Here is an 18,019-nt window from a genome sequence, read left to right on the forward strand (position 1 = left end):
TGAACATCAGACTAAAAGCGTCGCTCCGCGACCGATTGGTCGCGGAGGGTCACGCTGGGAGTGGCTATGTTCGCAAAAAACCGGTGGATTGTTCCAGATAAATCTTGAAACAGTACACGATTAGTTCGGCAGACCGTCCTGCGGCAGGTTGCCGCGCCTTGCCTATACTGAACCAATCCCCCCGTATTCTCGCCGCTGCAGGCGGCACGACGCAGAGGAAGCCCTGTGGATCATCTTGTACTGACCGTGATTGCTCCTGACAAGGCCGGCCAGGTCGAACGGATTGCCCAGTGCATCGCCGACCACAACGGTAACTGGCTGGAGAGCCGTATGTCGCGTATGGCCGGGCAGTTCGCCGGCATCCTGCGGGTCGCGGTGCCGGCAGAGAGCTACGATGAGCTGGTGAAATCGCTTCAGGCCCTGGGGCAGTACGATATCCGTGTGCTGATCGCAGAAAGCGGCATCGAGCCTTCCTGTACCTGGAAGCCGATCGCGATGGAGTTGGTGGGTAATGATCGCCCCGGCATCGTACGTGATATCACCCGCTTGCTCGCTGACCAAGGGGTGAACCTTGAGCGCTTCACCACCGAAGTGCGCCCGGCGCCGATGAGCAGCGAGCCGTTGTTCCATGCCGATGCCTTGCTGGCGCTGCCATTGACTTTGTCGCTGGATGATCTGCAGCAGAAGCTGGAGAGCCTGGCGGATGACTTGATGGTGGAGTTGAAATTGCGGCCCCAGGATTGAGCCGAGGCGGTAGCGGGTTATCCCGATTAACCGGGGACGGCCCTGTGGATAACCTGGGGGCGCTCCTTGCTAGCCCAGGGATGGCGAGCTCTCCCGCTGTTTGGTCAAAAAACAGCCACTAATCAATGGCTTGTGCACAAAGCACGGGGACGAGGGTGTGGATAACCTCTGGAGATGTTCTGCCAGGCCACGGCCGGCGTGGCCTGCAGAGTTTTGATCGTTTTTTGATCAGGCGCGCTTGCGCAGGTTCAGCCAGGCATCGACGCTGTAGAGCGCCAGGCCAGCCCAGATGCACAAGAAAGCCATCAGGCTGCTGGAAGACAGGTGCTCGTCAAATAGCAGTACCGCTTGCAGCAGTACCAAGGTCGGCGCCAGATACTGCAGGAAGCCCAGGGTGGTGTAGGGCAAGTGCCGCGCAGCGGCGTTGAAGCACACCAGTGGTATCAGCGTTACCGGCCCGGCTGCGATCAGCCATAGCGCTTCGCTGCTGGTATAGAAACTGCCTTGTGCACTCATCGCGGCAGGGTGCAGCAGCAGCCAGCCAAGCGCCAGGGGCACCAGCATCCAGGTTTCCACCACTAGGCCGGGCAGCGCCGCCACCGGTGCCTGCTTGCGGATCAGGCCGTAGAAGCCAAACGTCAGCGCCAGTACCAATGACACCCAAGGCAGGCTACCGACTTGCCACACCTGTTGCGCCACACCTACTGCGGCCATGCCCACTGCCAGCCACTGCAGGCGGCGCAGGCGCTCACCCAGCAAAAGCATGCCCAGCAGCACGTTCACCAGCGGGTTGATGTAGTAGCCCAGGCTGGCCTCGAGCATGCGCCCGTTGTTGACCGACCATACGTAGGTCAGCCAGTTGCCGGCGATCAGGGCGCCACTGAGGGCAAGAATGGCCAGGCGGCGGGGGTTGTCGCGCAGCTCGCGCCACCACCCTGGGTGCTTCCACACCAACAGCAGCAGCGAGCCGAACAAAGCGGACCAGAGCACCCGGTGCACGATGATCTCAACCGCCGGGACACTTTGTATGGCTTTGAAATAGAGGGGGAACAAGCCCCAGATGATGTAGGCCGAGAGGCCAAGAATGTACCCGCGACGCGGGTTTGCGGCGTGCATGCAGAATCCTTGCTTAGGTAGCTAAATACAGCGACGCCTATTGTAGACAGACCTTTGCAGGCATTTAGAACAATTTCAGGGGTTGCTCGTCGAGTGCCGCTGTTTGCTCGCGCAGGGCCAGGATCTGATCGCCCCAGTAACGCGGTTGGCCAAACCAGGGGAAGCTGCGTGGGAATGCCGGGTCGTCCCAGCGCCGTGCCAGCCAGGCGCTATGGTGCAGCTGGCGCAAGGCGCGCAGCGGTTCGATCAGGGGCAGCTCGCGCGGGTCGAAATCGTGAAACTCGTTGTAGCCGTCGATCAGCTCTGCCAGTTGGCCCAGGCGTTCTTCACGGCTGCCGGCCAGCATCATCCACAGGTCTTGCACGGCCGGGCCCATCCTGCAGTCATCGAGGTCGACGACGTGGTAGACGTCGTCGCGATGCATCAGGTTGCCGGGGTGCAAGTCGCCGTGCAGGCGCATGACCTGATGTGGGGTGCGTGCGTAGATGTCTTCGACCCGTTTGAGCAGCTCGCGCGCTACAGACTCGAACGCGGGCAGCAATTCCCGAGGTACGAAGTTGCCATCAAGCAGGGTTTGCAGGGAGGCGTGGCCAAAGTTATCCACAGTCAAGGCTTCGCGATGCTCGAACGGGCGTGTTGCCGCCACGGCATGCAGGCGGCCCAGCAACTGGCCCAGACGGTAGAGCTGGTCGAGGTTGCCCGGCTCCGGTGCGTGGCCGCCGCGGCGGGGAAATAGTGTGAAGCGAAAGCCCTGGTGCTCGAACAGGGTCTGTTCATTGTGTTGCAGCGGGGCGACCACCGGCACTTCGCACTCAGCAAGCTCGGCGGTGAAGCGGTGTTCTTCAAGAATCGCTTCATTGCTCCACCGGCCGGGTCGATAGAACTTGGCGATCAGTGGTTGCTCGCCTTCGATACCCACTTGGTAGACGCGGTTCTCGTAGCTGTTCAAGGCCAGTACGCGGGCGTCGCTGAGAAAGCCGAGGCTCTCCACGGCGTCCAGTACCAGGTCGGGGGTGAGGGTCGCGAAGGGGTGAGACATGGTGGCTCCGGGGTGGGCTGCAAGGGCTCATGGTATCAGTGCCGGCCCTCTGGCGGGGTGGCGCGACCAACCTACACCGGTACCCCCAGCAATACATGGGAGGGATGAAACTGCACCCGGACCTGGCTACCTGTTGTCACTGCCTCTTGTGCCAGCCAGTGCGCATCGGCAAACGCGCAGAGTGTCTGGCCATTACCCAGCGCCAGCCTCACTTCACTGGTGTCATGCCCATCCGCTATCACCTCTTCCACGGTGGCCTTGAGCACATTGCTGCCCGCTTCGGCTTCATCTGCGGCGCTCGATAACCGCACCCACCCGGCCTTGAGCAACGCCACCACCATGGTTCCGAGCGTCAGCTCCAGGCGTGAAGTGCTGTCGTGTGTGATCAGTGCCTCGATTTCCAGCCCGCCACCCAGCGCCAGGCTCACGCGGTCGTGCCGCCCCTCGCGGCGCAAGCCGCTGACCTGACCTTGCAGCTGGTTGCGGGCACTGGTGCGCAACATCAGGCGCCCAAGAAGGTCAAGGTCGCTGGAATCTTCGGCAGCCTCAAGAATCTGCGCCTGCAAGGCCTGTAGGCGCTGGTACAGGCGCAGTACCCGCTCGCCTTCGCCCGACAGGCGGGCGCCACCGCCACCGCGCCCGCCGGTGCTACGCTCGACCAACGGCTGGCTGGCCAGGTTGTTGAGTTCGTCTATGGCGTCCCATGCGGCTTTGTAGCTTATGCCTGCGGCCTTGGCTGCGCGGGTGATCGAACCTTGCTCAGCGATATGCTGAAGCAAAGCGATGCGCTGTGGGCGGCGAGCGATGTGCTGGGTGAGCAGGGCGGGCAGGGTCATGATGGCGCCTATCTGGGACTGACCGGTCAAGCTTGCCCCGGTTTTGCCGTGCGTGCCAGGCAATACACATCAACGCGGCGTGCGCCGGCGCCGCGCAGCAGGGCGGCGATGCTTTGCGCCGTGGCACCGGTGGTCAGCACGTCATCGACCACGGCCACATGCAGGCCGTGCAATGCGCCTTCATCAACCACCGCAAAGGCCTGCTGCAGATTACGCCGTCTGGCCTTGGCATCCAGGCTTTGCTGCGCCGGAGTTTCGCGGGTGCGCCGCAGCAATCGCTCGTTGCAGTCGATTGCCAGGGCCTTGGCCAACCACTTTGCCAGCATGCCTGCCTGGTTGAAGCCACGCTCGCGCTGTCGACGCTTTGCCAGTGGCACAGGCAACAGCAGCGATGGCCTGGCCAGGCCATCGGCAAAGCGGTGGCGCAAATCCAGGCTGAGCATTTCGGCCATCAAGCGCCCTAATGGCCACTGGCGATTGTGTTTGAAGCGGCTGATCAGTGTGTCCACGGGAAAGCCGTAATGCCACGGCGCCACCACTTCTTCGAAGGCCGGGGCACGCCGACTGCACTGGGCGCAGGTCAGGCCGGCCATTGGCAGCGGTAGCGCGCAATGCATGCAGTACTCACTCAGCCAGGGCAGGTCCTCCTCGCACGCAATACAGATGGGGTGGGGCTGCTCGGCAGGAGTGCCGCACAGCAAACAGGTATGATCAATATTTATACACTTGTAAACCAGTGCTTTTAACCAAGGTTGACAGTTCATAGGCCTTCCATGACTATGCGAGCTATCCGTGATGCGCTGGCGGGCAGTCCTGTCCCGGCGCCAGCTACAGCCTAAACAAGGAAACGCCGATGAGCGCCAGCACAACTGCAACAACACGTCACGACTGGTCCCTGGCCGAGGTGAAGGCCCTGTTCCAGCAACCGTTCAACGACCTGCTGTTCCAGGCGCAAACCGTGCATCGGGCGCATTTCGACCCTAACCGCGTACAGGTTTCCACGCTGCTGTCGATCAAGACCGGCGCCTGCCCGGAAGATTGCAAATATTGTCCACAGTCCGGCCACTACAACACCGGGCTGGAAAAACAGAAGCTGATGGAAGTGCAGAAGGTGCTGGAAGAAGCGGCGCGGGCCAAGGCCATCGGTTCTACCCGCTTCTGCATGGGCGCCGCCTGGAAGCACCCCTCGGCCAAGGACATGCCCTACGTGCTGGAAATGGTCAAAGGGGTCAAGGCCATGGGGCTGGAAACCTGCATGACCCTGGGCAAGCTCGATCAGGACCAGACCCAGGCGCTGGCCCAGGCAGGCCTGGACTACTACAACCACAACCTCGATACCTCGCCGGAGTTCTACGCCAGCATCATCACCACCCGCACTTACAGCGAGCGTCTGCAGACCTTGGCCTACGTACGCGATGCCGGGATGAAGATCTGCTCCGGTGGCATCCTTGGGATGGGCGAGTCGCTCGACGATCGTGCAGGCCTGCTGATCCAGTTGGCCAACCTCCCCGAGCATCCCGAGTCGGTGCCGATCAACATGCTGGTGAAAGTGGCCGGCACCCCCCTGGCCGAAGAAGAAGATGTCGACCCGTTCGACTTCATCCGCATGCTGGCGGTCGCGCGGCTGCTGATGCCCAAGTCGCACGTGCGCCTGTCCGCCGGGCGCGAGCAGATGAACGAGCAGATGCAAGCGCTGGCCTTCATGGCCGGCGCCAATTCGATCTTCTATGGCGAGAAGCTGCTGACCACTGCCAACCCACAGGCCGACAAGGACATGCAGCTGTTCGCCCGCCTGGGCATCAAGCCTGAAGCGCGTGAAGAGCATGCCGACGAAGTGCACCAGGCCGCCATCGAACAGGCGCTGGTCGAGCAACGCAGCAGCGAGCTGTTCTATAACGCCGCGTCTGCCTGAGATGGCCTTCGATCTTGCAGCGCGTCTTGCCGAACGGCGCGCTGCAGACCTGTATCGGCAGCGGCCGCTGCTACAGAGCCCGCAAGGGCCGAACGTAGTGGTCGACGGCCAGCCGTTGCTGGCTTTCTGCAGCAATGACTACCTGGGCCTGGCCAACCACCCCGAGGTGATCGCCGCCTGGCAAGCCGGCGCCGAGCGTTGGGGTGTCGGTGGCGGAGCCTCGCACCTGGTGGTCGGCCACAGCACGCCGCACCATCAGGTCGAAGAGGCGCTGGCCGAATTGACCGGTCGCCCGCGTGCCTTGCTGTTTTCTACCGGCTACATGGCCAACCTCGGGGCCATTACCGCGCTGGTGGGGCAGGGCGATACGGTGTTGCAGGACCGCCTCAACCATGCCTCGCTGCTCGATGGCGGTTTGCTCAGTGGTGCCCGCTTCAACCGTTACCTGCACAACGATGCAGTCAGCCTGGCCAACCGCCTGGGCAAGGCCTGCGGCAATACCTTGGTGGTCACCGACGGTGTGTTCAGCATGGACGGTGACCTGGCCGACCTGCCTGCACTGGCTGAGGTCGCGCGTGCGCGTGGTGCCTGGTTGATGGTCGACGACGCTCACGGCCTGGGTACCTTGGGTGCCCAGGGCGGCGGTGTCGTCGAACACTTCGGCCTGGGCATCGATGACGTGCCCGTGCTGATCGGTACGCTGGGCAAGGCTTGCGGCACCGCGGGCGCCTTCGTTGCGGGCAGCGATGATTTGATCGAGGCACTGGTGCAGTTCGCCCGGCCGTACATCTATACCACCAGCCAGCCGCCGGCACTGGCCTGCGCCACGCTCAAGAGCCTGGAGCTGCTGCGCCGCGAAACCTGGCGCCGTGAGCACCTGGCCGGGTTGATCCGGCAGTTCCGCGAGGGTGCCGTGCAGATCGGCCTGCAGCTGATGGACAGCCCGACTCCGATCCAGCCGATCCTGATCGGCGACAGCGCACAGGCACTGCGCCTGTCGCAGATGCTGCGCGAACGAGGCCTGTTGGTCACCGCCATCCGCCCGCCTACCGTACCTGCTGGCAGTGCACGGCTAAGGGTAACCTTGAGCGCTGCGCACAGTGAGGCGCAGGTACAGCTATTGTTGAATGCATTGGCCGATTGTTATCCACAGCTGGAGGCCGCCGATGCGTAACCGACTGATCCTTCTTCCCGGCTGGGGCCTGGGTACTGCGGCCCTGGAGCCGCTGGCCGCCAGCCTGCGTGCCCAGGACGCGCGTCTGCAGGTCGAGCTGGCGCCCCTGCCGGAGCTGGCCGACGCCGATGTCCAGGCGTGGGTCGACTACCTTGACCGCAAACTGCCCAGTGATACCTGGCTGGGCGGCTGGTCGCTCGGCGGCATGCTCGCCAGTGAGCTGGCCCGCAAGCGTGGCGACCACTGTTGCGGGCTGTTGACCTTGGCCAGCAACCCCTGCTTCGTGGCACGGGCGGATTGGCCGCATGGCATGGCCGATGACACCTTCGGGACCTTCCTCGACGGTTGCCGCAGCCACACCTGCGTTACCCTCAAGCGTTTCCGTACCTTGTGCAGTGACGGCGCCCTGCAGCCGCGCACGTTGCTGCGCCAGCTGGGCGTGGGGGTACCGGAGACCGACCCGCTGTACCTGGCCACCGGGCTTGAGGTGCTGGCTCAGCTGGATACCCGCGAAGCGCTGCAGGCGTACGGCGGTCCGCAACTGCACCTGTTCGCCGGCAGTGATGCGTTGGTGCCCCCCGAGGCGGCCAAAGCGCTGAGCGAGTTGTTGCCCGACGTTGAAGTCGGCCTGGTTGAAGAGAGTTCCCACGCTTTCCTGCTGGAGTACCCGCAGGAGCTGGCGGCGGGCATCAAGAGTTTCCTGCATGAGAGTGGCGATGACTGACCTTTCCCGTCCAACCCTGCCCGGCGCGCTGCCGGACAAGCGCCAGGTAGCGGCCTCGTTCTCCCGCGCAGCAGCCAGCTACGACAGCGTGGCGGCCTTGCAGCGCGCGGTGGGCGTGACCCTGCTGGAGCAGTTGCCGGACGCACTGACGCCATCGCGCTGGCTCGACCTGGGCAGTGGCACGGGGCATTTCAGCCGGGTGCTGGCCGAGCGCTTCACGCCGGCGACGGGCGTGGCCGTGGACATCGCCGAAGGCATGTTGCGCCATGCCCGAGGCGAGCAGGGCGGGGCCCGCTACCATGTGGCAGGCGACGCCGAGCGGCTGCCGCTGCGCGATCACAGCGTCGACCTGGTTTTCTCCAGCCTGGCGGTGCAATGGTGCGCGCAGTTCTCCAGCGTGCTTGAAGAAGCACGGCGGGTATTGCGTCCGGGCGGTGTGCTGGCCTTCAGCAGCCTGTGTGTCGGTACCCTGGATGAATTGCGCGCCAGTTGGCAGGCCGTGGATGGCATGGTGCATGTCAACCGCTTCCGCCGGTTCGAGGACTATCAGCGACTGTGCTTGGCGAGTGGCCTGGAGCAGCTTGGCCTGAGTCAGCAGGCGCATGTGCTGCACTACCCGCATGTGCGCGGCCTGACCCATGAGCTCAAGGCACTTGGCGCTCACAACCTCAACCCTGGGCGGCCGTCGGGCCTGACTGGCCGTGCCCGCATGCAGGGGCTGCTGCAGGCGTATGAAGCATTCCGCCAGCCGCAAGGGCTGCCCGCCACCTATCAGGTGGTCTATGGTGTGTTGCGCAAGCCAAAGGCGTGAGAGGAGCGAAATGAGCCAGGCCTATTTCATCGCGGGTACCGATACCGATGTCGGCAAGACCACCATCGCAGCCGGGCTGTTGCATGCCGCACGTCTGCAGGGCCTGAGTACGCTGGGTGCAAAGCCGGTGGCGTCCGGCTGCACAGTTACCACAAAGGGGCTGCGCAACGCTGACGCCCAGGCATTGATCGACGAGAGCACGCTCAAACTGCCTTATGCAGCGATCAACCCTTTTGCATTTGAACCTGCCATCGCGCCGCACGTGGCGGCGCGTGAAGCGGGTGTGACGTTGGAGGTGCCGGCCCTGCTCCAGGCCATGCGTCACGTGTTGGATCAGGGCGCGGATTTCACCCTGGTCGAAGGTGCCGGTGGCTGGCGCGTGCCGCTGTCTGGTCATGCCAACCTGTCCGACCTGGCAATCGCCCTCAAGTTGCCAGTGATTCTGGTGGTAGGGGTGCGTCTTGGCTGCATCAACCACGCATTGCTCAGCGCCGAAGCGATCGCCAGGGACGGGTTGCAACTGGCAGGCTGGGTGGCCAATGTCATCGACCCGCGTACGTCGCGGTTGGAGGAGAACCTCGCCAGCCTGGCCGAGCGCTTGCCAGCGCCTTGCCTGGGGCGGGTGCCCAAGCTCAAGCAAGCGACTGCCGATGCAGTCGCGGAACATCTGCAGCTGGACTTGCTGGACTGAAGCGCCATGCCTCACGTCTATCAGATAGCACGGGGCCATTAGCGATTTAAACGGGCCTTTATGGCCCGGGCCTGTTTTAATCAGGCCTGTTCACATCCAGCGTCATTGGAGTTTTGACATGGAAATCACCGGTAGCTCCGCCTACTACGCGGGCCTCAGCGCCATCCAGAGCGGGCAGAACCGCGTCGACCAGGCGGCCAGCCAGATCGCCAGCAACACTGTCGAACGCGCCGCCACCAGCCAGTCCAGCGATTTTCAGGCCGAGCGCCTGCGTGCGGTTGACCGCAGCCAGCAGATGGACCTTGCCACCAGCACTGTACAGCTGGCGCTGGGCAAAACCGAGGTCGAACTGGGCGCGAAAGTCGCCAAGGCTTCCGACGAAATGCTCGGTCGGTTCATCGATACCTACGCCTGAAGGCGCGGCACTTTCACAAACCTGCACAGTGCTCTGTGGAAGCGGGCCCGCCTGCGGATGCGTTTGATCAGGCTAGATTTTTTGCCTGAGCCAACGCCTTCGTGGGCAGGCCCGCTGCCATTGTCGTGGGCGTCTTTTCAGGCGATGGCATAAACGCCATGTTTCGCGGCATAAATGGCACCATAGTCCCTCCTTGACATCGGTCAGTCCTAAACGTAAGTTTCAAACAACTGTTTGACCGAAAGCCGGCAAGAGCTGGTCGGTATCAGCGGTCTCCCTACCGGACTCATCACAGAGGTTCATCGCAATGCCTGATTACAAAGCCCCCTTGCGTGATATTCGCTTCGTTCGCGACGAGCTGCTTGGCTATGAGGCGCACTATCAGAGCCTGCCGGGTTGCCAGGACGCAACGCCCGACATGGTCGACGCGATCCTCGAAGAAGGCGCGAAATTCTGTGAGCAGGTGCTGGCCCCGCTGAACCGTGTCGGTGACCTGGAAGGCTGCACCTGGAGCGAGTCCGGCGTGAAGACCCCGACCGGTTTCAAGCAGGCCTACGAGCAGTTCGTCGAAGGCGGCTGGCCAAGCCTTGCCCATGATGTCGCCCATGGCGGCCAGGGCCTGCCAGAGTCGCTGGGCCTGGCGTTGAGCGAGATGGTGGGTGAGTCGAACTGGTCGTGGGGCATGTACCCGGGCCTGTCCCATGGTGCGATGAACACCATTTCTGCGCACGGTACTGAAGAGCAGCAGGAAACCTACCTGACCAAACTGGTATCGGGCGAATGGACAGGCACCATGTGCCTGACCGAACCGCACTGCGGCACCGACCTGGGCATGCTGCGCACCAAGGCCGAGCCGCAAGCTGACGGCTCCTACCGCATTTCCGGCACCAAGATCTTCATTTCTGCCGGCGAACACGACATGGCCGATAACATCGTCCACATCGTGCTGGCCCGCCTGCCGGATGCCCCGGCCGGCACCAAAGGTATCTCGCTGTTCATCGTGCCGAAGTTCCTGCCCAACGCCGAAGGCGGCGTGGGTGAGCGCAACGGCGTGAGCTGCGGCTCGCTCGAGCACAAGATGGGCATCCACGGCAACGCTACCTGCGTGATGAACTTCGACAGCGCCACCGGCTACCTGATCGGCCCAGCCAACAAGGGCCTGAACTGCATGTTCACGTTCATGAACACCGCCCGCCTGGGCACCGCGCTGCAGGGCCTGGCACATGCCGAGGTGGCCTTCCAGGGTGGCCTGAAGTACGCCCGTGACCGCCTGCAGATGCGTTCGCTGACCGGCCCCAAAGCGCCTGACAAGGCTGCTGACCCGATCATCGTGCACCCGGACGTTCGCCGCATGCTGCTGACCATGAAGGCCTTCGCCGAAGGCAACCGCGCCATGGTCTACTTCACCGCCAAGCAGGTGGACATCGTCAAATACAGCCAGGACGAGGAAGAGCGCAAGAAGGCCGACGCCCTGCTGGCCTTCCTGACCCCGATCGCCAAGGCCTTCATGACCGAAGTCGGCTTCGAGGCGGCCAACCACGGCGTGCAGATCTACGGCGGCCACGGCTTCATCGCCGAGTGGGGCATGGAGCAGAACGTGCGCGACAGCCGTATCTCCATGTTGTACGAGGGCACTACCGGCATTCAGGCCCTCGACCTGCTGGGCCGCAAAGTGCTGATGACCCAGGGCGAAGCGCTCAAGGGCTTCACCAAGATCGTGCACAAGTTCTGCCAGGCGCAGGAAGGCAATGAGGCGGTCAGGGAGTTCGTCGAGCCGCTGGCTGCGATCAACAAGGAATGGGGCGAACTGACCATGAAAGTGGGCATGGCCGCCATGAAGGACCGCGAAGAAGTAGGCGCTGCATCGGTGGATTACCTGATGTACTCCGGTTATGCGTGCCTGGCGTACTTCTGGGCCGACATGGCACGCCTGGCTGCCGAGAAGCTGGCTGCCGGCACTTCGGAAGAAGCCTTCTACACCGCCAAGCTGCAGACGGCGCGCTTCTACTTCCAGCGTATCCTGCCGCGTACCCGCACGCACGTGGCGACCATGCTGTCCGGTGCCAGCAACCTGATGGCGATGGACGAAGAGCACTTCGGCCTGTCCTACTAAGCCGCAAGGCGTCACTGAAACCCGCTTGCCTTCACCGGCAGGCGGGTTTTCGTATTTTTGGGGCCGCTACGCCCCAAGATCCGGTTACAAGAAAAGCTCAAGCCCTCCGCCCCTGCTGCCGTTAACCCCCCGTGCATTCATCTATTCATGTGCGCTGCCGATGAAGTAAAGGCACAATGCCATTATTGATCTGCCGGGTCGGAGATTACCCTTGTTTCGTTTAAACGCTGTACGCGCAAGCCACTTCCTGCCTTCGCTGTTCCTCTTGCTGGCAGGGCTTGCGGCGGCATACGTGAGAGACCTCAGCGTCTTCTTCACATCACTGTTCAATGTCCTGCCCACCTTGGTCCTGCTGCTGGGTGGCGCCTACTGCGCGGTCTACCGTCGCCAGCGTGAGCTGTTCTTGATGGTCACGGTGTACATCGCCTACTTTCTGCTCGATACCCAGACCGACTACTACCGTGACCATGGGCGTGTGCGCGAGGACGCAGCGGTGATTTTCCATCTGGTGTGCCTGCTGCTGCCTGCATTGTTCGGGCTATTTGGCGCCTGGCAGGAGCGCACCCACCTGGCCCAGGACCTGCTTGCCCGGTTTGCTGTGCTGTTCGCTGTGGGTAGCGTGGCAGTGGCACTGGAGCAAAGTTTTCCCCAGGCACTGCTGGGCTGGTTGGCTGAAATCCGTTGGCCGTCGCTGCATGGGCAGTGGATGAGCCTGATCCAGATGGTCTACCCGTTGTTCATCGGTGTCTTCATGCTGCTGGTGGTGCAGTACCTGCGTGAGCCAAGGCCCTTGCATGCGGCCCAGATCATCGGGCTGATCGGTATCTTCTGGATGCTGCCCAAGACGTTCATCCTGCCGTTCACGCTGAACATCATGTGCAGCCAGGTAATGCTGATGATCGCTGCGGCGGTCTCTCACGAGGCCTACCAGATGGCCTTCCGTGACGAACTGACCGGCCTGCCTGGGCGGCGCGCGTTGAACGAACGCATGCAGCGCCTGGGGCGCAACTACGTGATTGCCATGACCGACGTCGATCACTTCAAGAAATTCAACGACACCCATGGCCACGATGTCGGTGACCAGGTATTGCGCCTGGTCGCCAGCCGGCTGTCGAAGGTCACCGGTGGTGGGCGCGCCTACCGCTACGGTGGCGAGGAATTTGCCCTGGTCTTCGCCGGCAAGACCGCCGAGGAATGCGTGCCGCATGTGGAAGCCGTGCGCGAGATGATCGCCAACTACACGATGCAACTGCGTGACCAGAACAACCGGCCACAGGACGATTCCGCCGGGCGCCAGCGCCGCAGCGGCAGTGGTGCTGGCACGGTATCGGTGACCATCAGTATCGGCGTCGCTGAACGCCTTATCGAACACCGCAACCCCGAAGAAGTGCTCAAGTCAGCCGACCAGGCGCTTTACAGCGCCAAAGGTGCCGGCCGTAACTGTGTCATGGTTTACGGCCAACAATCACGGCGCGGAGCCGTTCGCACTGCGTGACCATAATTGACTATATGGTCGCGTGATGACCCTATGTCTCGCAAAAGTTGTTCGGTTACACTGGATTCAACCCCGTGCTGCGGTCCTTCGAGACCGCCCCGACCCCACCAGCGAGAGGTTGTCATGGCTGAATATAAAGCGCCGCTGCGCGACATGCGCTTCGTTCTGAATGAAGTCTTCAACGTGGCAGAGCTGTGGGCGCAATTGCCTGAGCTGGCCGAAACGGTCGATGCGCAAACCGCACTTGCCGTGCTGGAAGAAGCAGGCAAGGTCACCAGCAAGTCCATCGCCCCGCTCAGCCGAGCGGCTGACGAAGAGGGCTGTCACTGGGAAAACGGTGCGGTAAGCACCCCGGCTGGCTTCATCGAGGCCTACAACACTTACGCCGAGGGCGGCTGGGTGGGTGTGGGCGGCGATCCCCAGTACGGTGGCATGGGCATGCCCAAGGCGATTTCGGCCCAGGTTGAAGAAATGGTCAACGCGTCGAGCCTGGCGTTCGGCCTGTACCCGATGCTGACTGCGGGTGCCTGCCTGTCGATCAACGCCCACGCCAGCGAAGCGCTCAGGGAAAAGTACCTGCCGAACATGTATTCCGGCGTGTGGGCAGGTTCCATGTGCCTGACCGAGCCGCATGCCGGTACCGACCTTGGCATCATCCGGACCAAGGCCGAGCCCCAGGCCGATGGCAGCTACAAGGTCAGCGGCACCAAGATTTTCATCACTGGCGGCGAACACGACCTGACCGAAAACATCATCCACCTGGTGCTGGCCAAGCTGCCGGACGCACCGGCCGGGCCAAAGGGCATCTCGCTGTTCCTGGTGCCCAAGTTCCTGGTCAACGATGACGGCAGCCTTGGGGCGCGTAACCCGGCTACCTGTGGCTCGATCGAGCACAAGATGGGTATCCAGGCTTCGGCAACGTGTGTGATGAACTTCGATGAAGCTGTAGGTTACATCGTTGGCGAGCCGAACAAGGGCCTGGCGGCGATGTTCACCATGATGAACTACGAGCGCCTGGGCGTGGGCATTCAGGGGTTGGCCACGGCCGAACGCTCCTACCAGAATGCCGTCGAGTATGCCCGCGACCGTTTGCAGAGCCGTGCGCCCACCGGCCCGCAGGCCAAGGAAAAGGCGGCCGACCCGATCATCGTCCACCCGGATGTGCGCCGCATGCTGCTGACCATGAAAGCGCTGATCGAAGGTGGCCGCGCCTTCTCCACGTACGTGGCAATGCAGCTGGACAGCGCCAAGTACAGCGAAGAGCCGGGTACGCGCAAGCGCAGTGAAGAGCTGGTGGCGCTGTTGACGCCGGTAGCCAAGGCGTTCCTCACCGACCTGGGCCTTGAGTGTGCGGTGCATGGCCAGCAGGTGTTCGGTGGCCATGGCTACATTCGCGAGTGGGGCCAGGAGCAACTGGTACGCGATGTGCGCATTACCCAGATCTATGAAGGCACCAACGGTATTCAGGCCCTGGACCTGATGGGCCGCAAGGTGGTGGCCAGTGGTGGTGCCTACTACAAGCTGTTCTCTGAGGAGATTCGCCAGTTCATTGCCAGCGCGGGTGGCGACCTGGATGAGTTCGCCAAACCGCTGGGTGCCTACCTCGATCAACTCGACGGCCTTACCGAGTGGGTACTGGAGCAGGCCAAGGGCAACCCGAATGAGATTGGTGCTGCGTCGGTCGAGTACCTGCATGCCTTTGGCTATGTCGCCTATGCCTACATGTGGGCGTTGATGGCGCGGGCGGCCAAGGCGGGCGAGGGCGATGAGGCGTTCTACTCGGCCAAGCTGGGGACGGCGCGGTTCTACTTCGCCAGGCTGCTGCCGCGGGTGGATTCGCTGGTGGCTTCGGTCAAGGCGGGGAGCGAGTCGTTGTACTTGCTGGATGCCGAGCAGTTCTGACGACTGGGATACACGCCCGCCGTTTGTTGATGAACGTTGTTTGTAAGCATTTTCCTACATCACGCGGTGACTTTTCGCCACTGGTGTCAGATTGGATCCACGGCTAATCTTGCTACATGGACGTTGCGCAGGAAGCGCAAAGGACAGAACAGGGACAAACGAAGGATTTCCTGCCAGGACGGTGGGGCGATAGGGATGTCACAGGGAAAAAGTCTGGGAAAACCCCGCTTCGGCGGGGTTTTCTTTGCGCGCGTGTATTTCAGCCAAGCACATCCAGGGGTGAAGCCCCCAGTTGCCGTGTGTCGGCTTCTTCCTCGAGCAGCGTGCGCAGCAACTCGACCGATGCCTGCTGGCGCTGGGCATCGCGAAATACCAGGCCAACCTTCAACGGCACCCGCGGCTCGCTCAATGGTTTCCACAGCAACCCTTGGTCATCGTCGGCAGCCTCCTTGGCGCGGCCAGGCAGGATAGTGGCCAGTGCGGTGTGGGCCAGGCTGTCGAGAATGCCGCCCATGTTGTTCATCTCCGCCTGAACCTGCGGCCTGCGCCCCAGGCTGGCCAACTGTTGCTTCCAGATCTGGCGGATCTGGAACTCCTCGCCAAGCATCAGCATCGGCAGTTCTGCAGCTTGTCTGATAGAGACTTTCTTGAAGTCCTTCAACGGATGGGTATCAGGGATCACCAGCTGCAGTTCATCTTCGTACAGTAGCAAGCCGTGTAGCCCAGGTTGGCGTGGCGGCAGGTAGCTGATACCGATATCCAGGTTGCCGTTGAGCAGGCGTCGTTCGATTTCCAGCCCCGACAGCTCATAGATCTGTACCACAAGATGCGGTTGGGCCTTGCGCAACCGCTCAAGCAACTGCGGCACCAGGCTCGGCCGAACCGTCTGTAGTACGCCGATGGCCAGCGTGCGCAAGGACTGGCCCTTGAAGTTGCGCATCGCTTCGTGGGCGCGCTGCAGCCCATCGAGCAGGGGCAGGGCGTGGTTGTAAAGGGTATGGGCCGCCAAGGTCGGCAGCAGGCGCTTGTTGCTGCGCTCGAACAGGCTCAGGTCAAGGCTGTGCTCAAGCTGGCGGATCTGCTGCGAGAGGGCCGGCTGAGACAGTGACAGGCGTTCAGCAGCGCGGCCGACATGGCCTTCTTCATACACCGCGACGAAATAACGCAGTTGGCGAAAATCCATAAGTATTACTTATCGAAAAAGCTGAAAAAACGGAATGGCCGCAAGCGCCGCCGAGGCCTAGTCTATCGCCGTATTCCAGCGGGTTACAGCGATCAATTCGCGCATTGTTACCCCGTTTGAGAAACACTTTTGATAGGAAAGGCAAAATTATCAAGCGCCGGCGCCAAGACCGGACGTTGCCCTTTGCCGTGACTGGCCGGAGCCCCCGATGAACCTGTTCAACCTGCGCCGATCGGCCCCCGCCGCGGCTGTCGTGCCCAAGCGTGCGCCGGTAAGCGTGCCAGACGCATCGGCGTTGTCCCGCGAGCGCCTGATGCCCGGCGCCGAACGTGCGCCACAAGTGTTCGTGCGTGGCCAAGGCTCCTGGTTGTGGGACAACCAAGGGCATGCTTACCTGGATTTTACCCAGGGCGGCGCGGTAAACAGCCTGGGCCACAGCCCCAGCGTGTTGGTCAAGGCGCTGGGCAATCAGGCCCAGGCGTTGATCAACCCAGGGGCCGGTTTCCATAGCCGTGGTTTGCTGACGCTGGCCAACCGCTTGTGCCAGAGCACCGGTAGCGATCAGGCGTACCTGCTCAACAGTGGCGCCGAGGCCTGCGAGGGGGCGATCAAGCTGGCGCGCAAATGGGGCCAGCTGCACCGCAACGGCGCTTATCACATCATCACTGCCAGCCAGGGCTGCCATGGCCGCAGCCTGGGGGCCCTGTCGGCATCCGATCCGCTGCCGTGCAACCGCTGTGAACCCGGCCTGCCGGGTTTCAGCAAAGTGCCATTCAATGACTTGGCGGCGCTGCATGCAGAAGTCGACTCGCGAACTGTGGCAATCATGCTCGAGCCGGTCCAGGGCGAGGCAGGCGTGATTCCCGCGACAAGGGAATACCTCAAAGGCGTCGAGCGGTTGTGCCGTGAGCTGGGCATCCTGCTGATCCTTGACGAGGTGCAGACCGGCATTGGCCGCTGCGGAGCATTGCTGGCCGAGGAAACCTACGGGGTGCGCGCTGACATCATTACCTTGGGCAAAGGCCTGGGAGCCGGCGTGCCGCTGGCGGCCTTGCTTGCTCGTGGTACCGCTTGCTGCGCGGCCCCCGGCGAGCTGGAGGGCAGCCACCATGGTAATGCGCTGATGTGCGCTGCAGGCCTTGCGGTACTGGATACCGTACTGGAGCCGGGCTTTTTCGAGCATGTCCAGGACAGTGGCCGCCATCTGCGCGATGGCCTGAGCCGCCTGGCCGGCCGCTATGGCCAGGGCGAAGTACGCGGCCAAGGCCTGCTCTGGGCGCTTCAGCTACAGGAACACCTGGCCAAGGACCTGGTGCAGGCGGCCTTGCACGAGGGCCTGCTTTTGAATGCCCCGCAGGCCGATGTGGTGCGTTTTACACCGGCGTTGACGGTGAGCAAAGGCAACATCGATGAAATGCTCCTGCGCCTGGCCCGGGCCTTCGCCCGCCTGCACGCGCAGCAGCATGCCCGCCGTGAAGTCTCGGCCTGATACGAATTCTACGAACCGTCTGGCGTTTCTGCGCATCGCCCCTGGCCTGATTCATTTGGCCCGGGGCGTTTTTTTTGTGGGGGGCAGGCCCTTGGCAAGGTGCCTGAGCGCTGCAAAAAAACCACGGCATGCACCGGTGGAACCTCTGCGATGCCCAGCTAGTCTCTGTTTAGACCCATTGAGGAGAAACTTGCATGGACATCATTCGCATCATCATCGCCATCATCCTGCCGCCGCTGGGTGTGTTTCTGCAGGTCGGGTTCGGCGGGGCGTTCTGGCTGAATATCCTGCTGACCTTGCTGGGGTACATTCCGGGTATCGTGCATGCGGTGTACATCATCGCCAAGCGCTGAATCTGCCGGGGCCGCAGGGCGG

General features: G+C 62.6%; 17 protein-coding genes. 12 read left to right on the plus strand and 5 right to left on the minus strand.

The genetic code is table 11. From position 1 onward, the window contains the following. The first annotated feature begins 225 nt into the window (after nt 1-225). Nucleotides 226-744: a glycine cleavage system protein R gene (locus ACMGGN_RS23820; protein WP_012316603.1), complete on the plus strand. Its 519-nt coding sequence runs from the start codon at nt 226-228 to the stop codon at nt 742-744. Nucleotides 745-972: 228 nt separating this feature from the next. Here ACMGGN_RS23820 and rarD read toward each other — a convergent pair whose 3' ends face one another. From rarD to ACMGGN_RS23840, 4 genes are all read right to left on the minus strand, one after another. After that, nucleotides 973-1,860 carry an EamA family transporter RarD gene (gene rarD, locus ACMGGN_RS23825; RefSeq protein ID WP_046787543.1) on the minus strand — a complete coding sequence of 296 codons (888 nt, stop codon included), beginning with the start codon at nt 1,858-1,860 and terminating at the stop codon, nt 973-975. 64 nt (nt 1,861-1,924) lie between these two features. Continuing rightward, on the minus strand, nt 1,925-2,899 hold the full coding sequence (locus ACMGGN_RS23830) for a serine/threonine protein kinase (RefSeq protein ID WP_039602860.1): 975 nt from the start codon (nt 2,897-2,899) through the stop codon (nt 1,925-1,927). 71 nt (nt 2,900-2,970) lie between these two features. Continuing rightward, nucleotides 2,971-3,735, minus strand: a complete 765-nt coding sequence (locus ACMGGN_RS23835) for a TOBE domain-containing protein (protein WP_115273056.1) — start codon at nt 3,733-3,735, stop codon at nt 2,971-2,973. 26 nt (nt 3,736-3,761) lie between these two features. Then, nucleotides 3,762-4,499, minus strand: coding sequence for a double zinc ribbon domain-containing protein (locus ACMGGN_RS23840; protein ID WP_414156332.1), 738 nt, complete (start codon nt 4,497-4,499; stop codon nt 3,762-3,764). A gap of 89 nt (nt 4,500-4,588) precedes the next feature. Here ACMGGN_RS23840 and bioB point away from each other — a divergent pair, with 89 nt between their 5' ends. The 9 genes from bioB (at nt 4,589) to ACMGGN_RS23885 (ending at nt 14,972) form a co-directional block, all read left to right on the plus strand. Beyond that, complete coding sequence (bioB, locus tag ACMGGN_RS23845; protein ID WP_046787546.1) at nt 4,589-5,647, plus strand: biotin synthase BioB; 1,059 nt, start codon at nt 4,589-4,591, stop codon at nt 5,645-5,647. A 1-nt stretch (nt 5,648) separates the two neighbouring features. Next, nucleotides 5,649-6,821, plus strand: coding sequence for an 8-amino-7-oxononanoate synthase (bioF, locus tag ACMGGN_RS23850; RefSeq protein ID WP_115273054.1), 1,173 nt, complete (start codon nt 5,649-5,651; stop codon nt 6,819-6,821). Next, a complete protein-coding gene (locus tag ACMGGN_RS23855) occupies nt 6,814-7,545 on the plus strand; it encodes an alpha/beta fold hydrolase (RefSeq protein WP_125924616.1) in 732 nt (243 codons plus the stop codon). Before bioF ends, ACMGGN_RS23855 begins: the two co-directional genes overlap by 8 nt. Beyond that, the gene (gene bioC / locus ACMGGN_RS23860) at nt 7,538-8,356 is read left to right on the plus strand and encodes a malonyl-ACP O-methyltransferase BioC (RefSeq protein ID WP_115273052.1); all 819 of its coding nucleotides are present in this window, start codon (nt 7,538-7,540) and stop codon (nt 8,354-8,356) included. The genes ACMGGN_RS23855 and bioC overlap by 8 nt, the downstream gene beginning before the upstream one ends. Before the next feature lie 10 nt (nt 8,357-8,366). Continuing rightward, nucleotides 8,367-9,047, plus strand: a complete 681-nt coding sequence (gene bioD / locus ACMGGN_RS23865; protein WP_115273051.1) for a dethiobiotin synthase — start codon at nt 8,367-8,369, stop codon at nt 9,045-9,047. Between the two features lie 118 nt (nt 9,048-9,165). Beyond that, on the plus strand, nt 9,166-9,462 hold the full coding sequence (locus tag ACMGGN_RS23870; protein ID WP_012316593.1) for a hypothetical protein: 297 nt from the start codon (nt 9,166-9,168) through the stop codon (nt 9,460-9,462). Between the two features lie 307 nt (nt 9,463-9,769). Beyond that, entirely contained in the window at nt 9,770-11,575 is a 1,806-nt protein-coding gene (locus tag ACMGGN_RS23875) for a phenylacyl-CoA dehydrogenase (protein WP_414156333.1), read from the plus strand. A gap of 211 nt (nt 11,576-11,786) precedes the next feature. Next, nucleotides 11,787-13,070: a GGDEF domain-containing protein gene (locus ACMGGN_RS23880; RefSeq protein WP_046787552.1), complete on the plus strand. Its 1,284-nt coding sequence runs from the start codon at nt 11,787-11,789 to the stop codon at nt 13,068-13,070. Nucleotides 13,071-13,193: 123 nt separating this feature from the next. Then, nucleotides 13,194-14,972, plus strand: coding sequence for an acyl-CoA dehydrogenase C-terminal domain-containing protein (locus tag ACMGGN_RS23885; protein WP_046787553.1), 1,779 nt, complete (start codon nt 13,194-13,196; stop codon nt 14,970-14,972). A 259-nt stretch (nt 14,973-15,231) separates the two neighbouring features. On the opposite strand, the gene ACMGGN_RS23890 is transcribed toward ACMGGN_RS23885, so the two are convergent. After that, on the minus strand, nt 15,232-16,155 hold the full coding sequence (locus ACMGGN_RS23890) for a LysR family transcriptional regulator (RefSeq protein ID WP_119687879.1): 924 nt from the start codon (nt 16,153-16,155) through the stop codon (nt 15,232-15,234). Between the two features lie 208 nt (nt 16,156-16,363). Between ACMGGN_RS23890 and ACMGGN_RS23895 the strand changes: the two genes are divergently transcribed. Continuing rightward, nucleotides 16,364-17,644 (plus strand): aspartate aminotransferase family protein, encoded by a 1,281-nt coding sequence (locus ACMGGN_RS23895; RefSeq protein WP_115273048.1) that lies wholly within the window; start codon nt 16,364-16,366, stop codon nt 17,642-17,644. 194 nt (nt 17,645-17,838) lie between these two features. Beyond that, nucleotides 17,839-17,997, plus strand: coding sequence for a YqaE/Pmp3 family membrane protein (locus ACMGGN_RS23900; RefSeq protein ID WP_012316587.1), 159 nt, complete (start codon nt 17,839-17,841; stop codon nt 17,995-17,997). The last annotated feature ends 22 nt before the right edge of the window (nt 17,998-18,019 follow it).

Origin of the sequence: Pseudomonas sp. BNK-30 (assembly GCF_047456185.1) — a bacterium.
GTDB lineage: Bacteria > Pseudomonadota > Gammaproteobacteria > Pseudomonadales > Pseudomonadaceae > Aquipseudomonas > Aquipseudomonas putida_E.

Excerpts from the sequence above, each read along its gene's own strand:
- rarD (WP_046787543.1), bottom strand. The coding sequence starts at position 1,860 with ATGCACGCCGCAAACCCGCGTCGCGGGTACATTCTTGGCCTCTCGGCC.
- ACMGGN_RS23830 (WP_039602860.1), bottom strand. The coding sequence starts at position 2,899 with ATGTCTCACCCCTTCGCGACCCTCACCCCCGACCTGGTACTGGACGCC.
- ACMGGN_RS23835 (WP_115273056.1), bottom strand. The coding sequence starts at position 3,735 with ATGACCCTGCCCGCCCTGCTCACCCAGCACATCGCTCGCCGCCCACAG.
- ACMGGN_RS23840 (WP_414156332.1), bottom strand. The coding sequence starts at position 4,499 with ATGAACTGTCAACCTTGGTTAAAAGCACTGGTTTACAAGTGTATAAAT.
- bioB (WP_046787546.1), top strand. The coding sequence starts at position 4,589 with ATGAGCGCCAGCACAACTGCAACAACACGTCACGACTGGTCCCTGGCC.
- bioF (WP_115273054.1), top strand. The coding sequence starts at position 5,649 with ATGGCCTTCGATCTTGCAGCGCGTCTTGCCGAACGGCGCGCTGCAGAC.
- ACMGGN_RS23855 (WP_125924616.1), top strand. The coding sequence starts at position 6,814 with ATGCGTAACCGACTGATCCTTCTTCCCGGCTGGGGCCTGGGTACTGCG.
- bioC (WP_115273052.1), top strand. The coding sequence starts at position 7,538 with ATGACTGACCTTTCCCGTCCAACCCTGCCCGGCGCGCTGCCGGACAAG.
- bioD (WP_115273051.1), top strand. The coding sequence starts at position 8,367 with ATGAGCCAGGCCTATTTCATCGCGGGTACCGATACCGATGTCGGCAAG.
- ACMGGN_RS23870 (WP_012316593.1), top strand. The coding sequence starts at position 9,166 with ATGGAAATCACCGGTAGCTCCGCCTACTACGCGGGCCTCAGCGCCATC.
- ACMGGN_RS23875 (WP_414156333.1), top strand. The coding sequence starts at position 9,770 with ATGCCTGATTACAAAGCCCCCTTGCGTGATATTCGCTTCGTTCGCGAC.
- ACMGGN_RS23885 (WP_046787553.1), top strand. The coding sequence starts at position 13,194 with ATGGCTGAATATAAAGCGCCGCTGCGCGACATGCGCTTCGTTCTGAAT.
- ACMGGN_RS23890 (WP_119687879.1), bottom strand. The coding sequence starts at position 16,155 with ATGGATTTTCGCCAACTGCGTTATTTCGTCGCGGTGTATGAAGAAGGC.
- ACMGGN_RS23895 (WP_115273048.1), top strand. The coding sequence starts at position 16,364 with ATGAACCTGTTCAACCTGCGCCGATCGGCCCCCGCCGCGGCTGTCGTG.
- ACMGGN_RS23900 (WP_012316587.1), top strand. The coding sequence starts at position 17,839 with ATGGACATCATTCGCATCATCATCGCCATCATCCTGCCGCCGCTGGGT.